The organism is Flavobacterium fructosi (assembly GCF_042787335.1).
GTDB lineage: Bacteria > Bacteroidota > Bacteroidia > Flavobacteriales > Flavobacteriaceae > Flavobacterium > Flavobacterium fructosi.
In genome coordinates, this window is record NZ_JBHZQA010000003.1 from 408454 (window position 1) to 425041 (window position 16588).

At 31.7% G+C, this 16588-nt stretch carries 15 protein-coding genes; 6 read left to right on the forward strand and 9 right to left on the reverse strand.

Going from position 1 to position 16588, the window contains the following annotated elements:
• Position 1 precedes the first annotated feature (1 nt).
• The 6 genes from ACFX5D_RS07090 to ACFX5D_RS07115 all read left to right on the forward strand — a co-directional run bounded on the left by ACFX5D_RS07090 (position 2) and on the right by ACFX5D_RS07115 (position 8693).
• The gene (locus ACFX5D_RS07090; RefSeq protein WP_379857531.1) at positions 2-2995 is read left to right on the forward strand and encodes a glycoside hydrolase family 3 N-terminal domain-containing protein; all 2994 of its coding nucleotides are present in this window, start codon (positions 2-4) and stop codon (positions 2993-2995) included.
• Between the two features lie 159 nt (positions 2996-3154).
• Entirely contained in the window at positions 3155-3775 is a 621-nt protein-coding gene (locus tag ACFX5D_RS07095) for a phosphatase PAP2 family protein (RefSeq protein WP_379857532.1), read from the forward strand.
• A gap of 38 nt (positions 3776-3813) precedes the next feature.
• Positions 3814-4995: an MFS transporter gene (locus ACFX5D_RS07100; protein WP_379857533.1), complete on the forward strand. Its 1182-nt coding sequence runs from the start codon at positions 3814-3816 to the stop codon at positions 4993-4995.
• 1 nt (position 4996) lies between these two features.
• Complete coding sequence (locus ACFX5D_RS07105; RefSeq protein ID WP_379857535.1) at positions 4997-7012, forward strand: heavy metal translocating P-type ATPase; 2016 nt, start codon at positions 4997-4999, stop codon at positions 7010-7012.
• Between the two features lie 76 nt (positions 7013-7088).
• The gene (gene bshA, locus ACFX5D_RS07110) at positions 7089-8222 is read left to right on the forward strand and encodes an N-acetyl-alpha-D-glucosaminyl L-malate synthase BshA (protein WP_379857536.1); all 1134 of its coding nucleotides are present in this window, start codon (positions 7089-7091) and stop codon (positions 8220-8222) included.
• Positions 8223-8348: 126 nt separating this feature from the next.
• A complete protein-coding gene (locus tag ACFX5D_RS07115; RefSeq protein ID WP_379857538.1) occupies positions 8349-8693 on the forward strand; it encodes a protease complex subunit PrcB family protein in 345 nt (114 codons plus the stop codon).
• Between the two features lie 55 nt (positions 8694-8748).
• On the opposite strand, the gene ACFX5D_RS07120 is transcribed toward ACFX5D_RS07115, so the two are convergent.
• From ACFX5D_RS07120 to ACFX5D_RS07160, 9 genes are all read right to left on the reverse strand, one after another.
• On the reverse strand, positions 8749-9234 hold the full coding sequence (locus ACFX5D_RS07120; protein WP_379857539.1) for a hypothetical protein: 486 nt from the start codon (positions 9232-9234) through the stop codon (positions 8749-8751).
• 166 nt (positions 9235-9400) lie between these two features.
• On the reverse strand, positions 9401-9718 hold the full coding sequence (locus tag ACFX5D_RS07125) for a hypothetical protein (RefSeq protein WP_379857541.1): 318 nt from the start codon (positions 9716-9718) through the stop codon (positions 9401-9403).
• 148 nt (positions 9719-9866) lie between these two features.
• Positions 9867-11687 (reverse strand): BamA/TamA family outer membrane protein, encoded by a 1821-nt coding sequence (locus tag ACFX5D_RS07130; protein WP_379857542.1) that lies wholly within the window; start codon positions 11685-11687, stop codon positions 9867-9869.
• 34 nt (positions 11688-11721) lie between these two features.
• Positions 11722-12942, reverse strand: a complete 1221-nt coding sequence (locus ACFX5D_RS07135) for an AI-2E family transporter (RefSeq protein ID WP_379857544.1) — start codon at positions 12940-12942, stop codon at positions 11722-11724.
• Between the two features lie 188 nt (positions 12943-13130).
• Positions 13131-13661, reverse strand: coding sequence for a mechanosensitive ion channel domain-containing protein (locus ACFX5D_RS07140; RefSeq protein ID WP_379857545.1), 531 nt, complete (start codon positions 13659-13661; stop codon positions 13131-13133).
• A gap of 13 nt (positions 13662-13674) precedes the next feature.
• Positions 13675-14259, reverse strand: coding sequence for a Maf-like protein (locus ACFX5D_RS07145; RefSeq protein ID WP_379857547.1), 585 nt, complete (start codon positions 14257-14259; stop codon positions 13675-13677).
• Positions 14252-15175, reverse strand: coding sequence for a geranylgeranylglycerol-phosphate geranylgeranyltransferase (locus ACFX5D_RS07150; RefSeq protein ID WP_379857549.1), 924 nt, complete (start codon positions 15173-15175; stop codon positions 14252-14254). The genes ACFX5D_RS07145 and ACFX5D_RS07150 overlap by 8 nt, the downstream gene beginning before the upstream one ends.
• A gap of 43 nt (positions 15176-15218) precedes the next feature.
• Entirely contained in the window at positions 15219-15746 is a 528-nt protein-coding gene (locus tag ACFX5D_RS07155) for a KdsC family phosphatase (protein WP_379857551.1), read from the reverse strand.
• A complete protein-coding gene (locus ACFX5D_RS07160; RefSeq protein WP_379857552.1) occupies positions 15730-16503 on the reverse strand; it encodes a Rossmann-like and DUF2520 domain-containing protein in 774 nt (257 codons plus the stop codon). Before ACFX5D_RS07160 ends, ACFX5D_RS07155 begins: the two co-directional genes overlap by 17 nt.
• Positions 16504-16588 lie beyond the last annotated feature (85 nt).

The window sequence follows — 16588 nt, forward strand, 5'->3', positions numbered from 1 at the left end:
AATGAAAAAAATAGGCATCAGAATTGTTTTATTTTATGTCCTGTTTCTTTTTGTTGCCGCTAGTTGTGTTGGTACAAAAATTAATAAGCCTAAAATAATTGTAAGCAATATTCCATCGAAAACAGGTAATTCTGTAAATGATGATTTAAAAAATGCACCGACACTTTTTGAGTTACCTCCTGAAGGAACTAAATGGGTAGATAGTATTTACGCTGTAATGAATTTAGACGAAAGAATAGGCCAATTATTTATGGTAGCTGCTTATTCTAATAAAGATACAGTTCATTTTAATGCTATTGATAAACTGATTACCGAAAACAGAATTGGAGGCCTAATTTTCTTTCAGGGTGGTCCGGTACGTCAAGCAAATTTGACAAATCGTTTTCAATCCAAATCTAAAATCCCATTATTTATAGGCAATGATGCGGAATGGGGTTTAAATATGCGATTGGATTCTACCGCTCGATATCCTTGGAATATGACTCTTGGAGCCATTCAGGATATGAAATTGATACAGAAATTGGGAGTTCAAATGGGGGAACAAAGCAAACGATTAGGGATTCAATTTAATTTTGCGCCTGTTCTTGACATTAACACAAATCCCAGAAATCCTATCATAGGTTTTCGCTCTTTTGGTGAAGATAAATATAAAGTTACAGAGCGAGCAATTGCTTTAATGAAAGGGGTACAAAGCCAAGGTATTTTCTCGACCGGGAAACATTTTCCCGGGCATGGTGATACAGAGACGGATTCTCATAAAGGACTGCCAACAATTAATTTCTCTAAAGAAAGATTGGAAGAGGTGGAGTTTTATCCTTATAGAAAAATGTTTCACGAAGGACTTTCTTCGGTTATGGTTGGGCATTTGAATGTTCCCAGTTTAGAACCAAGGCCAAATTACCCTTCATCAATTTCTTATAATGTAGTCACTACTATTCTTCAAAAAGAATTGGGTTTCAAAGGACTTATATTTACGGATGCTTTGAATATGAAAGGGGTTAGTAACTCTAATACTCCGAGTGAAATCAATTTTGAAGCTTTTATAGCTGGAAATGATATTTTATTATTTCCTGAAAATGTTCCTATAGCAATAGATAAATTCAAACTTGCCTATTCTACTAATTTAATTTCGGAGGAAAGATTAGCTTTTTCAGTAAAAAAGATTCTAAAATTTAAATATAAAGCGGATTTAAAATACTATAAACCTATTGAAATATCTAATTTATATAAAGACTTAAATGCAACTAAAAATGACGCTTTGCAATATGAATTATTTGAAAATGCTGTTACTGTTTTAAAAAATAAGACCTCTCTTTTACCTATTAAAAATTTAGAAAATCAAAAAATTGCTTATGTAAAAATGGGGGATGACAGTAATGATACTTTTGTTTCTACATTAAAAAAGTATGCAGAGATTACAGTTTTGTCAGATAGTAACTTGGATAGTTTGCAAGAGAAATTAAAATTATTTTCGACGGTGATTATTGGTTATCATAAATCAGATATAGCTTTTAAAAACGGTGATTTAAACTCAGAGGAACTATTTAAAATCAATTATTTAGCCAGCAATAATAATGTTATTCTGGATATTTTTGCAAAACCATATTCTTTATTGCCTATTGCAAATTTTGATGATATTGAAGGCTTAATTGTTTCTTATCAGAACAGTACGATCGCGCAAGAAGTTGCGGCAGAATTGATTTTTGGAGCTATTGAAGCCAAAGGAAAATTACCGGTATCCATAAACACAAATTTCAAAGTTAATGATGGTTTAGCCACCGAAAAACTAAACCGATTGGGATTTACCGCTGCAGAAAATGTGGGGATGAATCCTGAAATACTGTCTAAAATTGATGCTTTAGCCCAAAAGGCTATCAATGACAAAATGACTCCTGGAATTCAGGTAGTTGTTGCTAGGAAAGGAAAAGTTATTTACCAAAAGTCATTTGGCTATCACACTTATAACAATGATTTGAAGGTTGTGGATTCAGATATTTATGATGTCGCATCATTAACAAAGATTCTGGCTACTTTGCCAAACGTGATGCAACAATATGATCAGCAAAAAATTAATATGGAAACGACATTAGGAACGATGTCTCCAATATTTAAAAATTCCAATAAAGAAAATATTCATTTCAAGGAATTATTGTCACATTATGCAGGACTTGTAGCGGGAATACCATTTTATAAGTCAACAATGGATAAATCGAATCTTTCAGAAAAATATTTTAAAAAAGTATCCAATGATCAATTTTCTAAACAGTTAGGAGATAGTCTTTTTATAAGAAATGATTTTCATGACTCGATAATGAAAATGATTGTTAAAAGTAAATTAGCTGTTAAAAAAGAATATAAATACAGTGATCTTACTTTTATGATTCTTAAAGATTATTTAGAAAATACAACGGGTAAAAAATTAGATGATTTAATCCAGGAAAATTTTTATCAATCACTCGGAATGAATAATTCAAGCTTTAATCCATTGAAAAAGTTTGATAAAAACAGAATTCCACCGACCGAAATGGATTCTTATTTCCGTAAACAAATTTTGCAAGGTTATGTGAATGACTTATCGGCAGCATTAGAAGGTGGCGTTTCTGGTCATGCAGGTGTTTTTTCGAATGCCATGGATGTGGCTAAAATTATGCAGTTGTATTTGCAAAAGGGGAATTATGGAAATCACCAATATTTTTCTGAGAAAACATTTAATGATTTTAACACCTGCTATTTTTGTGCAGAAGGAAATAGGAGAGGTATAGGTTTCGATAAGCCACAGTTAGGTATTGCAGGACCTACCTGCGGATGTGCTTCGATGACTAGCTTCGGGCATACTGGTTACACAGGTACGATGGCGTGGGCCGATCCTGAAACAGAAATAGTTTATATATTTTTATCTAATAGAACTTTTCCGGTTGCAGCAGAAAACAGACTTTCTAAAGAAAATATTCGAGAAGATATTCAGGAAGTAATTTATGATGCGATCGTAAAATAGCGGAATTAATCACTTTAAAAGCAAAATGCCAATATGAAATTAGTAAACAATTTCGCATTGGCTTTTTGCTTTTAAAAGCCATTTAGGAATTTAATTTTGAAACATTTATTTGAAAATCGCTTTATGTATTATAGTATATTTGGTTTGAAAATTAAGAGTATGAATAATAACAAAAATGTTTTTAAAATAAGCTATTTAACGGTTTTACTTTTTTGCACAACATTTTTAAATGCACAAAATATCGATATCAATATTTTGCGTGATATCAATGTTCACAGAAATACATCCTTAGACCCCACTTTTAAGACAATAACAAATAGTGCGATTCCAATTAGTGTAGCAGCACCAATTATTATTTATTCCGTAGGATTAATTCAGAAAGACAGTACAATCAAAAAACAGGCAATATTTATTGGAGAAACTTTTCTGGTTTCAGCATTTATAACAACTGCTTTAAAACGTACTATAAAGCGGGAGAGACCATTTGATACGTATTCAGATATTGATCAGGCGACGTCGGCACCGGGTTATTCATTTCCTTCCGGTCATACTTCTACCGCTTTTGCAACAGCAACGTCATTGAGTATGGCTTATCCAAAATGGTATGTTATTGCGCCTTCTTTTGTATGGGCGAGCGCAGTAGGATATTCTCGAATGCATTTAGGGGTACATTATCCCACGGATGTATTTGCTGGAGCAATAATAGGAAGTGGCTCTGCTTATATAACGTATAAAGCTAATAAATGGCTTAACAAGAAAAGGTCTAAAAAGGACAGATAATTGCTATTAAGAATAGGATTCACTGAAAAAAAGGCAAAATGAAAATACTGAATTACATAACAAAAACAGTCTGGATATTATCACTAGTTAGTCTATTTACGGATACAGCGAGCGAAATGCTTTACCCAATAATGCCTATATACCTTAAATCGATTGGGTTCTCGATTGTATTAATTGGTGTTTTAGAAGGCTTTGCCGAGGCTTTAGCTGGATTAAGTAAAGGATATTTTGGTAAGTTATCTGATAGTTCAGGTAAACGTGTTCCATTTGTGCGTCTGGGCTACGGTTTTAGTGCTATTTCAAAACCCATGATGGCGGTATTCGTCTTCCCTCTTTGGATATTTTTTGCCCGAGCAATTGATCGTTTTGGAAAAGGAATTCGTACTGGTGCAAGAGATGCTATTTTATCTGATCAAGCAACTGCTGAAACGAAAGGAAAGATATTTGGATTTCATAGATCAATGGATACGTTTGGTGCCGTTCTAGGACCTGTTGTAGCTTTGATTTATCTTCATTTTTATCCACAACAGTACAAAACGCTTTTTTATGTTGCTTTTATTCCAGGCTTACTAGCGGTATTTGCTTCTTTTTTGCTTAAAGATAAACTTAAGATACAGGTAACGGAGGTAAAACAGACTTCGTTTTTCTCGTTTCTTAGCTATTGGAAAACAAGTCCTGCACAATATCGAAGATTAGTAATTGGACTATTAGCTTTCGCCTTATTCAATAGTTCCGATGTTTTTTTACTTTTAAAAGCGAAGCAAGCAGGTTTAAATGATACTGTGGTAATAGAGATTTATATTTTTTACAATTTGGTTTATGCTCTTTGTGCATTTCCATTAGGAATTTTTGCTGATAAAATTGGATTGAAAAAAATGTTTACTTTTGGACTTTTTCTATTTGCAATTGTCTACTTTGGAATGGCATTTACTAAAAACAGTTATATTATTGGTGGATTATTTATAATTTACGGTGTATATGCTGCTGCAACCGAAGGGATTTCGAAAGCATGGATCAGTAATATTTCTGATAAAAAAGATACTGCGACTGCTATTGGAACTTATTCTGGATTTCAAAGTATTTGCGCGTTATTGGCCAGTTCTTTTGCCGGAGTCCTTTGGTATCAATTTGGTGCGAATACTACATTTTTTATTACTGGGATAACCACATTACTTATTATTATTTATTTTTCGTTTTTCATTAAATATAAAACAATTTAAAATGGCATCCCAACATAAAACTTTACCGGAGAACAAATGTTGCGCAGCAGAAGAAAAAAAAGTTAATAAAATGGTCAAAGATGTGGGATGTTGTTCGCACGATGATTCAGAAAACCATGCTGATGATGATCACGACCACGATCATTCAAATGGGAACGATACTGTTTTTAAAATGTTTTTGCCTTCAATAATAAGCTTACTACTGCTATTAGTGGCAATCGCATTAGACAATTATTTTCCTCAAACCTGGTTTGTGGGTTGGGTTAGGATTGTATGGTTTTGTGTCGCTTATATTCCGGTAGGTTTGCCAGTGTTAAAAGAAGCTTTTGAGAGTATTCGTAAAGGCGCCGTTTTTTCAGAGTTTTTTCTAATGTGTATTGCTACACTCGGTGCTTTTGGAATTGGCCAATATGCTGAGGGTGTTACTGTAATGTTATTTTATTCTATTGGGGAATTATTTCAAATGTTAGCTGTAAAAAGAGCTAAATCAAGCATCAAGGCATTATTGGACCAAAGACCAGATTCTGCAAATGTTGTTGAAGGACTTGAAACTATTTCTAAAAAAGCTTCGGACATTACCATTGGTGAAATTATACAATTAAAGCACGGTGAAAAATTAGCTTTGGATGGAAAGCTACTTTCCGAATCTGCCACTTTCAATACAGCAGCATTAACTGGAGAAAGCAAACCTGATACCAAATCAAAAGGAGAAATGGTTCTTGCGGGAATGATTAATCTCAATGGGGTTGCTGAAGTTGAAGTTACAGCCATTTTTACCGATAGCAAATTATCTAAAATTCTGGAGATGGTTCAGGAAGCCACTGCTAAAAAAGCTATAACCGAATTATTTATTAGAAAATTCGCCAAAATTTACACCCCAATAGTTGTTTTCCTGGCCATAGGAATTTGTTTGCTTCCAATGTTATTTGTAGAGAATTATGTTTTTAAAGATTGGTTATATCGAGCTTTAATTTTCTTGGTGATTTCATGTCCTTGTGCTTTGGTAATTTCAATCCCATTGGGTTATTTTGGTGGAATTGGCGCAGCCAGTAAAAACGGAATTTTAATTAAAGGCTCTACTTTTTTAGATGTTTTAGCAGCTATTCAAGTTGTGGTTATGGATAAAACCGGAACATTAACTAAAGGTGTTTTTAAAGTTCAAAAAGTGGTAGCTGTAGGGATTTTGGAAGCTGATTTGGTAAAATATACTGCCGCAATTGAGACTAAATCTACGCATCCTGTTGGTTCAGCTATAATTGAATATGCAAAAAATATTGCAAAAGATACTGTAGTTGCTGAAGTAGAAGAAATAGCAGGTCATGGGATGAAAGGGCTTGTCGATGGAAAAGAAATTTTAGTAGGAAGTACTAAATTGATGAAGAAATTTAACATCAGTTATGACACTAAAATTGATGCTATTCTATTTACAATTATTGTAGTTGCCCTGAATCAAAAATATGTCGGTTATTTTATTATTGCTGACGAAATTAAAGAAGATGCAAAAGAAGCAATTCAAAGCTTACACAAATTAAATATTAAAACTATTATGCTTTCTGGCGATAATCAGGCCATTGTTTCGCTTGTCGCCAAAGAGTTGAATATTGACCAAGCTTTTGGGGAATTATTGCCGGAGAATAAAGTTCAAAAAGTTACAGAATTAAAAGAACAGCATTTAATAATAGCATTTGTTGGTGATGGAGTAAATGATGCACCAGTAATCGCTCTGGCCGATGTTGGAATTGCTATGGGTGGCTTAGGAAGTGATGCTGCCATTGAAACTGCAGATGTTGTTATTCAAAATGACCAACCAACAAAGATTTTTACCGCAATACACATTGGAAAAAAGACAAAACAAATCGTTTGGCAAAATATTGGTTTAGCTTTTTCTGTAAAACTGATAGTTCTAATTTTGGGAGCTGGGGGATTAGCCACAATGTGGGAAGCCGTTTTTGCGGATGTTGGTGTTGCTTTATTGGCCATTTTGAATGCGGTAAGAATTCAACGAATGAAATTTTAAAAAAATGAGTTTTTAACTTAACTTTCTTTAAAATTCCGAGCTAATTTTATTAATTTCGTTTCATTAAAATAAATACATGAAAATTGCAATAGTTTGTTATCCTACCTTTGGAGGAAGTGGAGTTGTAGCTACAGAATTAGGGCTTGAATTGGCAAGACGTGGTCATGAAATTCATTTCATAACCTATAGTCAACCCGTGCGACTGGCTCTTTTGAATCCTAATGTGCATTACCACGAAGTTAATGTACCTGAATATCCTTTGTTTCATTATCAACCATATGAATTGGCTTTATCGAGCAAATTAGTCGATATGGTAAAGTTATATAAAATTGAATTGTTACACGTGCATTATGCCATCCCACATGCATATGCAGGTTATATGGCCAAACAAATGCTAAAAGATGAAGGAATTAACATTCCTATGGTTACAACGCTACACGGAACTGATATAACCTTAGTTGGGAATCACCCATTCTATAAGCCTGCAGTAACTTTTAGTATCAATAAATCAGATTATGTAACTTCAGTTTCCCAAAGTTTGAAAGACGAGACTCTTAAGTTATTTAACATAAAAAAAGAAATTGAGGTTATTCCAAATTTTATTGAATTGGATAAGAATGTTAATGATCCAAGTATTGCATGTCATCGTTCTGTTATGGCAAAAGCAAATGAACGTATAATTACCCATATTAGTAATTTTAGAAAAGTAAAACGAATTCCCGATATTATAAAAATATTTTACAACATTCAAAAGGAAATTCCTGCTAAGTTAATGATGGTAGGGGATGGTCCAGAAAAGGAGAAAGCGGAATATTTATGCCAAGAATTAGGTATTTCCAACAAGGTAATCTTTTTTGGAAACAGTAATGAAATTGATAAAATTCTAAGTTACACTGATTTGTTTTTGTTACCGTCAGAAACGGAAAGTTTTGGTTTAGTTGCCTTGGAAGCAATGGCTTGGAGTGTTCCGGTAATTTCAAGTAATTCTGGAGGTTTACCAGAAGTAAATTTTGATGGGATTTCAGGCTATTTGAGCGATGTAGGAAATACGGATGAAATGGCTGCGAATGCTTTGAAAATTTTGAAAGATGATGAAACTCTAAAAAAATTCAGAGAAAACGCGTTAGATATAGCTAAAAAATTCGATATAAAAAATATATTGCCATTGTATGAAGAGTTATATAAAAAAGCAATAAAGCAATACGTATAAAGTTCTTCTTGAATTATATTCTTAATTTTATTTTAAATAAAAATGAAAAAAATTGCTCTGCTATTTTTTACCGCATCGGTATTAGTCTCCTGTTCGTCCGCTACTAAAATTTCAGGTAAAAAACCTTTGTTTGAAATTTTAACTCAGCAAAATGATGGTGGCGCAAGTATTCGTTTTTTTGAAATTCTTTCGGAGCCTAATGAGATAAAAATGCTCCAAAGCGATGAGAATTTAAAAAATAAAATTAGCTCAAATGATATACAGACCGCAAATTTTGTTGTTTTAAATATGGGAGAAAAAACAACTGGGGGCTATAAAATAGGAATTGAAAATGTTGTCGAAACGGATAAAAATATAATCATAACTGTCAAAGAAACTATTCCTGAACCAGGAGGTATGGTTACACAAGTTTTTACAAACCCTTTTTGTGTTGTAAGAATAAATTCAAAAAAAGAAATCATTTTTAAATAAAAAAAAACTCCATTGTGGAGTTTTTTTTATGTTTTGGTATTTTTTACATTATTAATTAGTGTTTTCCATTTCCATGATCCTTATCACCTTTTCCTTCTTTATGACCTTTGTTATAATTACCGTTGTCACCATGATTTTCGTATTTTTTATCATTTTTACGGTTTGAACCTATTGATTTTTGTGGTTTACCATGGTATCCTTTATAATATTTAACTTTATGATTTTTAAAGTTACTGTATGGTCTAGATCCGTGGTAATCGTTTAGTACAACTTTATATCCATTGTACAAATTATAATTTCTATAAGGTCCTGGCAAATATCTAGAGCGAATCCATGTTCCTCCATTTAGGTAAATAAATTGTGTTGCTCTAATGTCATAATAGGCTTCAACATCAGGTAAATAATAATAATCAACGTTAGAATATCCAACAGGACCCCATAATGGAGGCGTTCCGATATTTACATTTACTGAAACTTGGGCGTGTATTGTGCTTGAGGCAAAAAGTATAATTCCTAAAGCGATTAATTTTAATGTTTTCATTTATAATAATTTGATTAACATTCATTTTTTTATTAGCTAAAAGCTAATATTTCTTACAAATTCAATAGTTATGCCATAAAACTTTAGTTCACACAAAATTGGGATGTAATTTTAAAAAAAAAGAGAAGCTTTAAAACTTCTCTTAAATTTATATATTCAAGGTCTGTTACAATAAAAGAATCAATAAAAGAATGATAATGATAATTGCACCAACAGAGAAATATACTCCATTTCCAGTTGATCTTAACTCAGATTTGATAGTGCGAACTTCTTTACGAAGTTGTTTTTTCTCAGAAGAATTCAATGAAGACTTATCCATTGCTTTAATTTCATCTAAGCGATTTAGCAAAACTTTTACTTCTGCTGGTACTTCTTTTGTAGTATTAGTTACTGTAACAGGTGCTTTTTCAGCAGCCAAAATCGTGCTTGGGAACGCACTTAATGATAATACCATCATCATTAAATAAAAAGTGATTTTTTTCATTTTTTTTTAAGGTTTTTTGTTAATTTTTTTAATAATATAAAGATATAAAATAATGTGTAAGATAAATTTACAAAATTTTAGTATATAATTACATAATTCACACTATATAAAATGAAGTGATTTAATAGTAGATAATTTAATTTTTAGCCTATTTAAAAATTACGGTGCGTGGTTTAGCTAGTTCAAAGTCTTGAAAGCCAAAATCAGTAGTTTCAAATGAATTAGTTTTAAAGATATTGTCACCAACATTTGGAATTGAAGGATAATAAGAAAGTGATATCTGGAAAGAACTGAATACTAAGAAGTCATTATTTATAATAAATCCAATACTAATTTTGGAATAGGCTTTACTATCCTTCAATCCTTTTTCAACATTACTAAGCATAGCGATTGAATAATTAAAGTAAGGATTTAATCTAAATCCCCATAGGTCCCAAGGAGAATAAGCTTGAGTCTGTAATGTCAACATTACTTTTTTAGTTCCATACTGGGCACTGTTAAAACCATTGATTCCGTAATTTTCATTAATAGTAAGTTGGTCTCCAATAGAATTTGCACGATTTGTTCCCACTATAAATTGGGGCTTAATAAACTGTCTTAATTTCCATCTTCCCATGTCAATCAAATTAGTGAAATAATTTGCCTGAAATAAAAAAGCAGTTTGGGAGGTTTTTGATTTGTCAAAAAAACTGCCTATCTCAATATTAGTGCTTAAAAAACCCCACTCATAAAAATTTCCGAAAGAAGCTTGCGCACCTAAATAATAACGTCCCTGATTATTCTTATATTGATAACCGGCCGTTATTCCATATATTTTTCCAATGGGAACATCCTCGATGATGCCGTTTTTGAATATGTATTTATCTTCAACGAATTTTCTTGAAGTAAAGCCAATTCCCGAAAGAATGAATTTTTCTCCAGAATAGAAATCGATAGGGTCATATTCAATCGAAGGACTTTCAAGATATTTTATATTTAAAAATCGACCTGATAGTATTAAATTTGTTGTTCTGTCACTTTCTGTATTTCCTTCAAAAATTTTAAAAGAATGTCCTATCCAAAGATCCTGTGAGTTGTATTTGAAATTTTGTTTGGCATATAACAAATTAGAATCTTGAAGCGTATCTTTTCTAAATTGTTGGTCTACATAAATTCCACCAGCCCATTTTGTTAAAGGGGAATAAAAAGGACGTTCAATATTGATACTTTTACCATAATAATTATCTAAATCGATGAAATATCTGACGGTAGTTTTTATAAACGTATTTTTGATATTTGGAATACTGTATGCTAAACTATAGGCGTTTTTTCCATCGCTGAATCGATTTCTAAATTTATTATCAAATTCATGACCTGAACCAAGAAAATTACGTTCATTCAAATCGAAAGTAGCCCTAGAACTTGAAACAGAACCTTTTGGAATCATGCTCCATGAATCTAACACCCGAACTGAAACATCGACCGAATCTGGATTGTTGTTGATCAGTTCTGCGGTTATACTGACTCTACTGACATATCTTTGAGTTCTAATTAAACGCTCGGACTCCTTTACTAACAGAGAATCTAACGGTTTATTCTTTTTAATAAGTAATAAATTCAGAATAGCAAGTCTATTGGTTTTAATATGTATTCTGTTTCCCTCTCTTTCTGCCCAATTTTTAGGTCTTCTCGTAGAATCAATTTCTGAATATCCAAATGGGTCAAGTGTAATGACATTAATTTTTCTAATTACTTTACCTTCAATAGCTTGCTGTTTTTTTTGCACTACTTTTTTCTTCGCAACTTTTACATTAACGGGTCTAAAAACTAATTTGTGGACGAATTTGGTAAATTTATTTTTTTTCGAATAGGTTTGAATATTTTTATATACTTCGGAAGAATCTTTTTTTTGTTTATCGACTTGCGAAAAAGAGACTTGAGAGCAGCAGAGTAATAAAAGGAATAATATGAGTCTTTGTTTTTTTAGCATCTAAAAAAAATACTTTAAATGGGGTGTAATTATTTTAATTTTTCGATTCTAAATTCTCATCATTAATCCTAGTTATATCAGTTTCTGTTGTGGTTTCCGTAAACATGGGAACTACAATATCCGTTTTGATTATGATTTTTTTTGCCGATGTTTCTGAGTCAAAAAGGGGTAATTTAATGTTGCGCCAAGTATATGTTTTTGGTAAATCATCTCCCATCAAATAACCCCAAGGTTCTAAATATTCTATTCTGTCAAAAATTACTTTAAGAATGGCAATTATCGGAATAGCCAAAAACATTCCGGAAATTCCAGAAATTGCCCCGCCAATAATGATTCCAACGATGGAAACAAATGCATTTATCTGGACTTTTGAGCTCACAACCAATGGAACTAAAATATTATTGTCAATTAATTGTACAATTATGTTGACTACAATCACACCAACAATTATGGATAAGTCAGGAGATCCTGTTAACGATGCTACAATGCTTAAAACACCTGCAAACAATATTCCTACGTAAGGGACTAAATTTAGAATTCCCGTAATAATCCCTAATAAGATAGCATATTTTACGCCTATTATCATGAATCCAACAGTTGTTAAGATAGAAACCATAATCATTTCTATAATTAAGCCTACAATATAACTTTTTACGGCTACTTTTATTTGAGATAAAATATCCTGCAATTTAGTATGGTATTCTTTTTTTACCAATTTTGAAAAGAAAAGCATGAAATGCGTTCTGTACAAAAGGATTAAAAAAGTATAAATAGGAATTAAAATAAGATTTAGGAGAGTATCTGTAAAAGACATTAAAGTCGTTCCTATCATTTCTTTTCCTTTTTCCATGGAATCTTGCGTCGCACTGTCCAGATATTGTTTTTGCTCTCTGGAACTTATATTGAAATGTTCTCGTATATATTGTTGAACATTATGAATATGAATTGCAATGTTTCTCTCGATTTTATTAAAATCATTAGCCATTTCACTAATCTGAATTGATAAAAAGGTAAAAAGGCCAATAAAAAATAAAACAAATAATAATACAGTTATCATAACCGCGATGACATGCGGGAAATAAAGTTTGTGTCGTATAAAATGTGCAATTGGTCTTAATAATATGGCAAATATAAAGGACAATAGAATTGGGATCAAAATTTCCTGACCGATGTAAAAAATATAGCCAAAACTAATAAGGCACACTAAAGTTAGGGCAAGTTTTGCGTAAAATGGAAGTTTTATAGTGTCATTCATATTTTTCGTTGTATTTATAATGTGTTAAAATTTAATTACAAATAATTTAAAATCTAACAAACAAATATGAGGTAAAAAAACTTTTAATGTTTATAAATTTTTTAAAAATAGTTGCATAATTTCTACATTAGCAACAAAATGATTTTATAGCTAGAACTAAAGTAAATTATATTTTTATAAAATTGCAATTAATCAATAAATTCTTTATCAATAAATTGATTTTTCATTATTGAAATTCCTTTTTGTAAAAGTAAGTTGTTAGGGTAGATAACCATTTCTCCATCAAGGGTTTTCAAGTACACATGAAAAGCACCAATATCTTCAATTTCAGCTTCAAAAGGGAAGTCTTTGTCATGAATTTTTATTACATCTCCAATTTTAAACGGAAAAGAAAAGAACAAAATAATACCAGATGTGATGTTACTTAAAATAGACCATTGCGCAAACATGGCAACGCCTACAACAGTCGTAATAGAAGAAAGTGCAATAAAAATATCTTTGGTCTCTACTCCCCAGATTAAGACTAAAGCAATAAACATTAAAATATTAATAAATAAATGAATGTATTTGATGACTAAATTAGTACGATGTTCCAGCGTATGACTTGATTTAGCATAGCGTCTTACTAGTTTTGTTGTTAACAATCGTAATGAAATGTATATAGTCAAAAGTACTCCTGTACCAATTAGTTCTTTTATATAATCGAAAATTAAATCCATACCAATTATTTAATTATGCTAATTTACTTAAATATTCATAAACTTTATCCGTTGGCATTCCCATCACATTAGCATAAGAACCTTCAATTTTTGAAACACCTATAAAACCAATCCATTCCTGAATACCATACGCACCTGCTTTGTCATACGGTTTGTAATTTTCTAAATAATAGTTAATAGCTTCATCACTTAATTCGTTGAAAGTAACTTTAGTCAGCTCATTAAAAACCTTTATTTCCGAAGTAGTTTTAAAACAAACTGAAGTAATCACATCATGGGTATTATTCGACAAAGATTTTAAAATGGAAAATGCTTCCGCTGCATCTTTCGGCTTGCCTAAAGCTTTGTCGTTATGCCAAACAATCGTATCACTTGTTATAAGAATTTCATTGTGTTGTAATTCGCCCTCAAATGCACTTGCTTTCAATTTAGCCAAATAATCTGTAATTGATGATGCTTTTAATTCAGGAGGATACACTTCTTCAATTTCTTTTAATCTGATTTCAAAATCCAAATCTAGATCTTTTAAGAATTGTTGACGTCTTGGCGAACCGGACGCAAGAATCAATTTGTATTTTTTTAATTTATTTTTAAGCATTGTATTTCATGTTTATGGTGATTATAAGGATAGATAAAATTCCAAAAAAAAGTATCCATTTTAGTAACAAACTCAATTGAGAAAAGTTCTTTTTTGTTTTTGCATTCCAAATTTTGATTGTGAAATAAAGTAATGGTCCCACAACAAAAAATAAGAAGTAAATAGTGATGTAAATCAAGAGGAACAAATAATTATAGATATAAAAAAGGATTGCAATTATAGGGATGATACTTAATGCAAAAACTATTTTGGTAGTTCTGTTAATTCCTATTGCTACCGGTAAAGTATTTATTCCATGATTGTAATCTCCATTTACATCTTCCAAATCTTTAACAATTTCCCTAATAAAATTAAGGAAGAAAGTAAAAATCGCATAATCTAAAAGAATAGAGAAAATAACAGACATTTGTGCCTGGTTTCCTTCATAAGTAGCAGGATATAAATCAAAAATTCCTATTATAACAACGCTAAAAGCGAGCAATAAAGCCACAATTACATTTCCTATGAGAACCATTTGTTTTAAACTTGTGGCGTAAAGATAAAGGGTGGCGGCAATCAAAATAAAAATAGAAGCAAAGCCAGGTTTTAGTATCACATTTGATAGATAAAATCCAATACCCACACCCAAACAATTGAGCACAATGTATATATTGTATGCTTTTGCTTCAGAAATTATTTTACCTACAACGACATCATTTGGTTTGTTATCGTTATCCGTATTTTGGTCAACTATATTATTGATTACATAACCACCCGCTGCAAGTAAAATGGTGGATAAGACTAATAATAAATATTGCCAATCCGCTAGGGACAGTGGGATATTTTGAAATTTAAAAAACCCATATCTGAAAATGAGCTGCATAAATGCAAGCAGCAGTAAATTTTGGTAACGGATTAGTTTTAGAAATGGAAACATTTATTTCATTTAAAATTTATAATTCAATATTTTAAAATAGCAACTAATCGTGTTTCCCGTCAAAATGCTCCATCCATTTTCCTTGTACCTTCATCACTTGTTCAATCACGTCGCGAGCAGCTCCTTTTCCACCGTTTATATGCGAAATATATGTACAAATTGTCTTAATTTCAGGACTTGCGTCTTGCGGACAAGTTGGTAAACCAACTAATTTCATGACATGATAATCAGGAATATCGTCTCCCATGTACAAAACGTGTTTTGGATTTATATTGTAAACATCCGTATATTCATCAAATGTTTCCACTTTGTTTGGTGTTCCTAGATATATGTCAGTAATACCAAGGTTTCTTAACCGAATTCGAACGCCTTCATTACTTCCGCCTGAAATAATACAGACATTGTAACCACTTTCCACAGCTGCTTTCATGGCATAACCATCACGAATATTCATAGTTCGCAAAATAGCTCCTTCATTAGTTACAAAAACAGAGCTGTCAGTTAGTACGCCATCGACATCAAAAATAAAAGTGGTGATATCATTCATTATTTCTTTATAACTTTTTGCCATTATGTTGTATTGATTGTGTTAGTGTTTTGTAAATTTTCAAATGGTTTTCATTGGATAAAAAAGCCTCATGCGTCCTAATAGTAGCACTGTCATTGCGTTTAGCAGGTCCGGTTTGAGCTTCTTCTGGCGAAAGAACCATTATTTTTTGTGCCGTTTCTGTAATTAGAGGTTTTAAAATTTCAAAAGGAACCTGATTTTCCTGACAAATTTCACTTCCTATTTGGTACAAATGATTGGCAAAATTATTGACAAATACAGCCGCAACATGCAATGCTTTGCGTTGCTCTGAATTAATAGCGAAAACTTTATCTGAAATTATTTTGGCCACTTTTTCCAATAATTGAAAATCAGTCGCATTTTCGCTTTCTAAACAAATGGGGATAGTTTTAAAATCAACTTCTTTATGTTTGGTAAATGTTTGCAGGGGATAAAATACGCCTTTTCGATTATCATCATCCAAAGCATTTAAGGGAATACTTCCGGAAGTATGTACCACCAAACGGTTTTTGAATGAAAGTAGCGAAGAAACAGCAGGGATTGCATCATCAGAAACGGCTATGATATACAAATCAGCTTCTTCCAAAGTTGCTAAATCATCTGTGATTTTATCTAAATCGAGAAGGTGAGCGATACTTTCTTTTTGTCTTGAAAAAACCTGAATCAAGTCGATTTCTGTTCCCAACTTTTGCGAATTTTGAAAAGCAGCAATCAAATGCTGTGCTACATTTCCAGAACCAATAATTATTACTTTAGTCATAAGGCAAAATTATGAAAAAAATATTAACCGTTTTTTACTGTTTTTGCAATATTTTGCAAAGTATTATTGGCATCAAAATCATTTT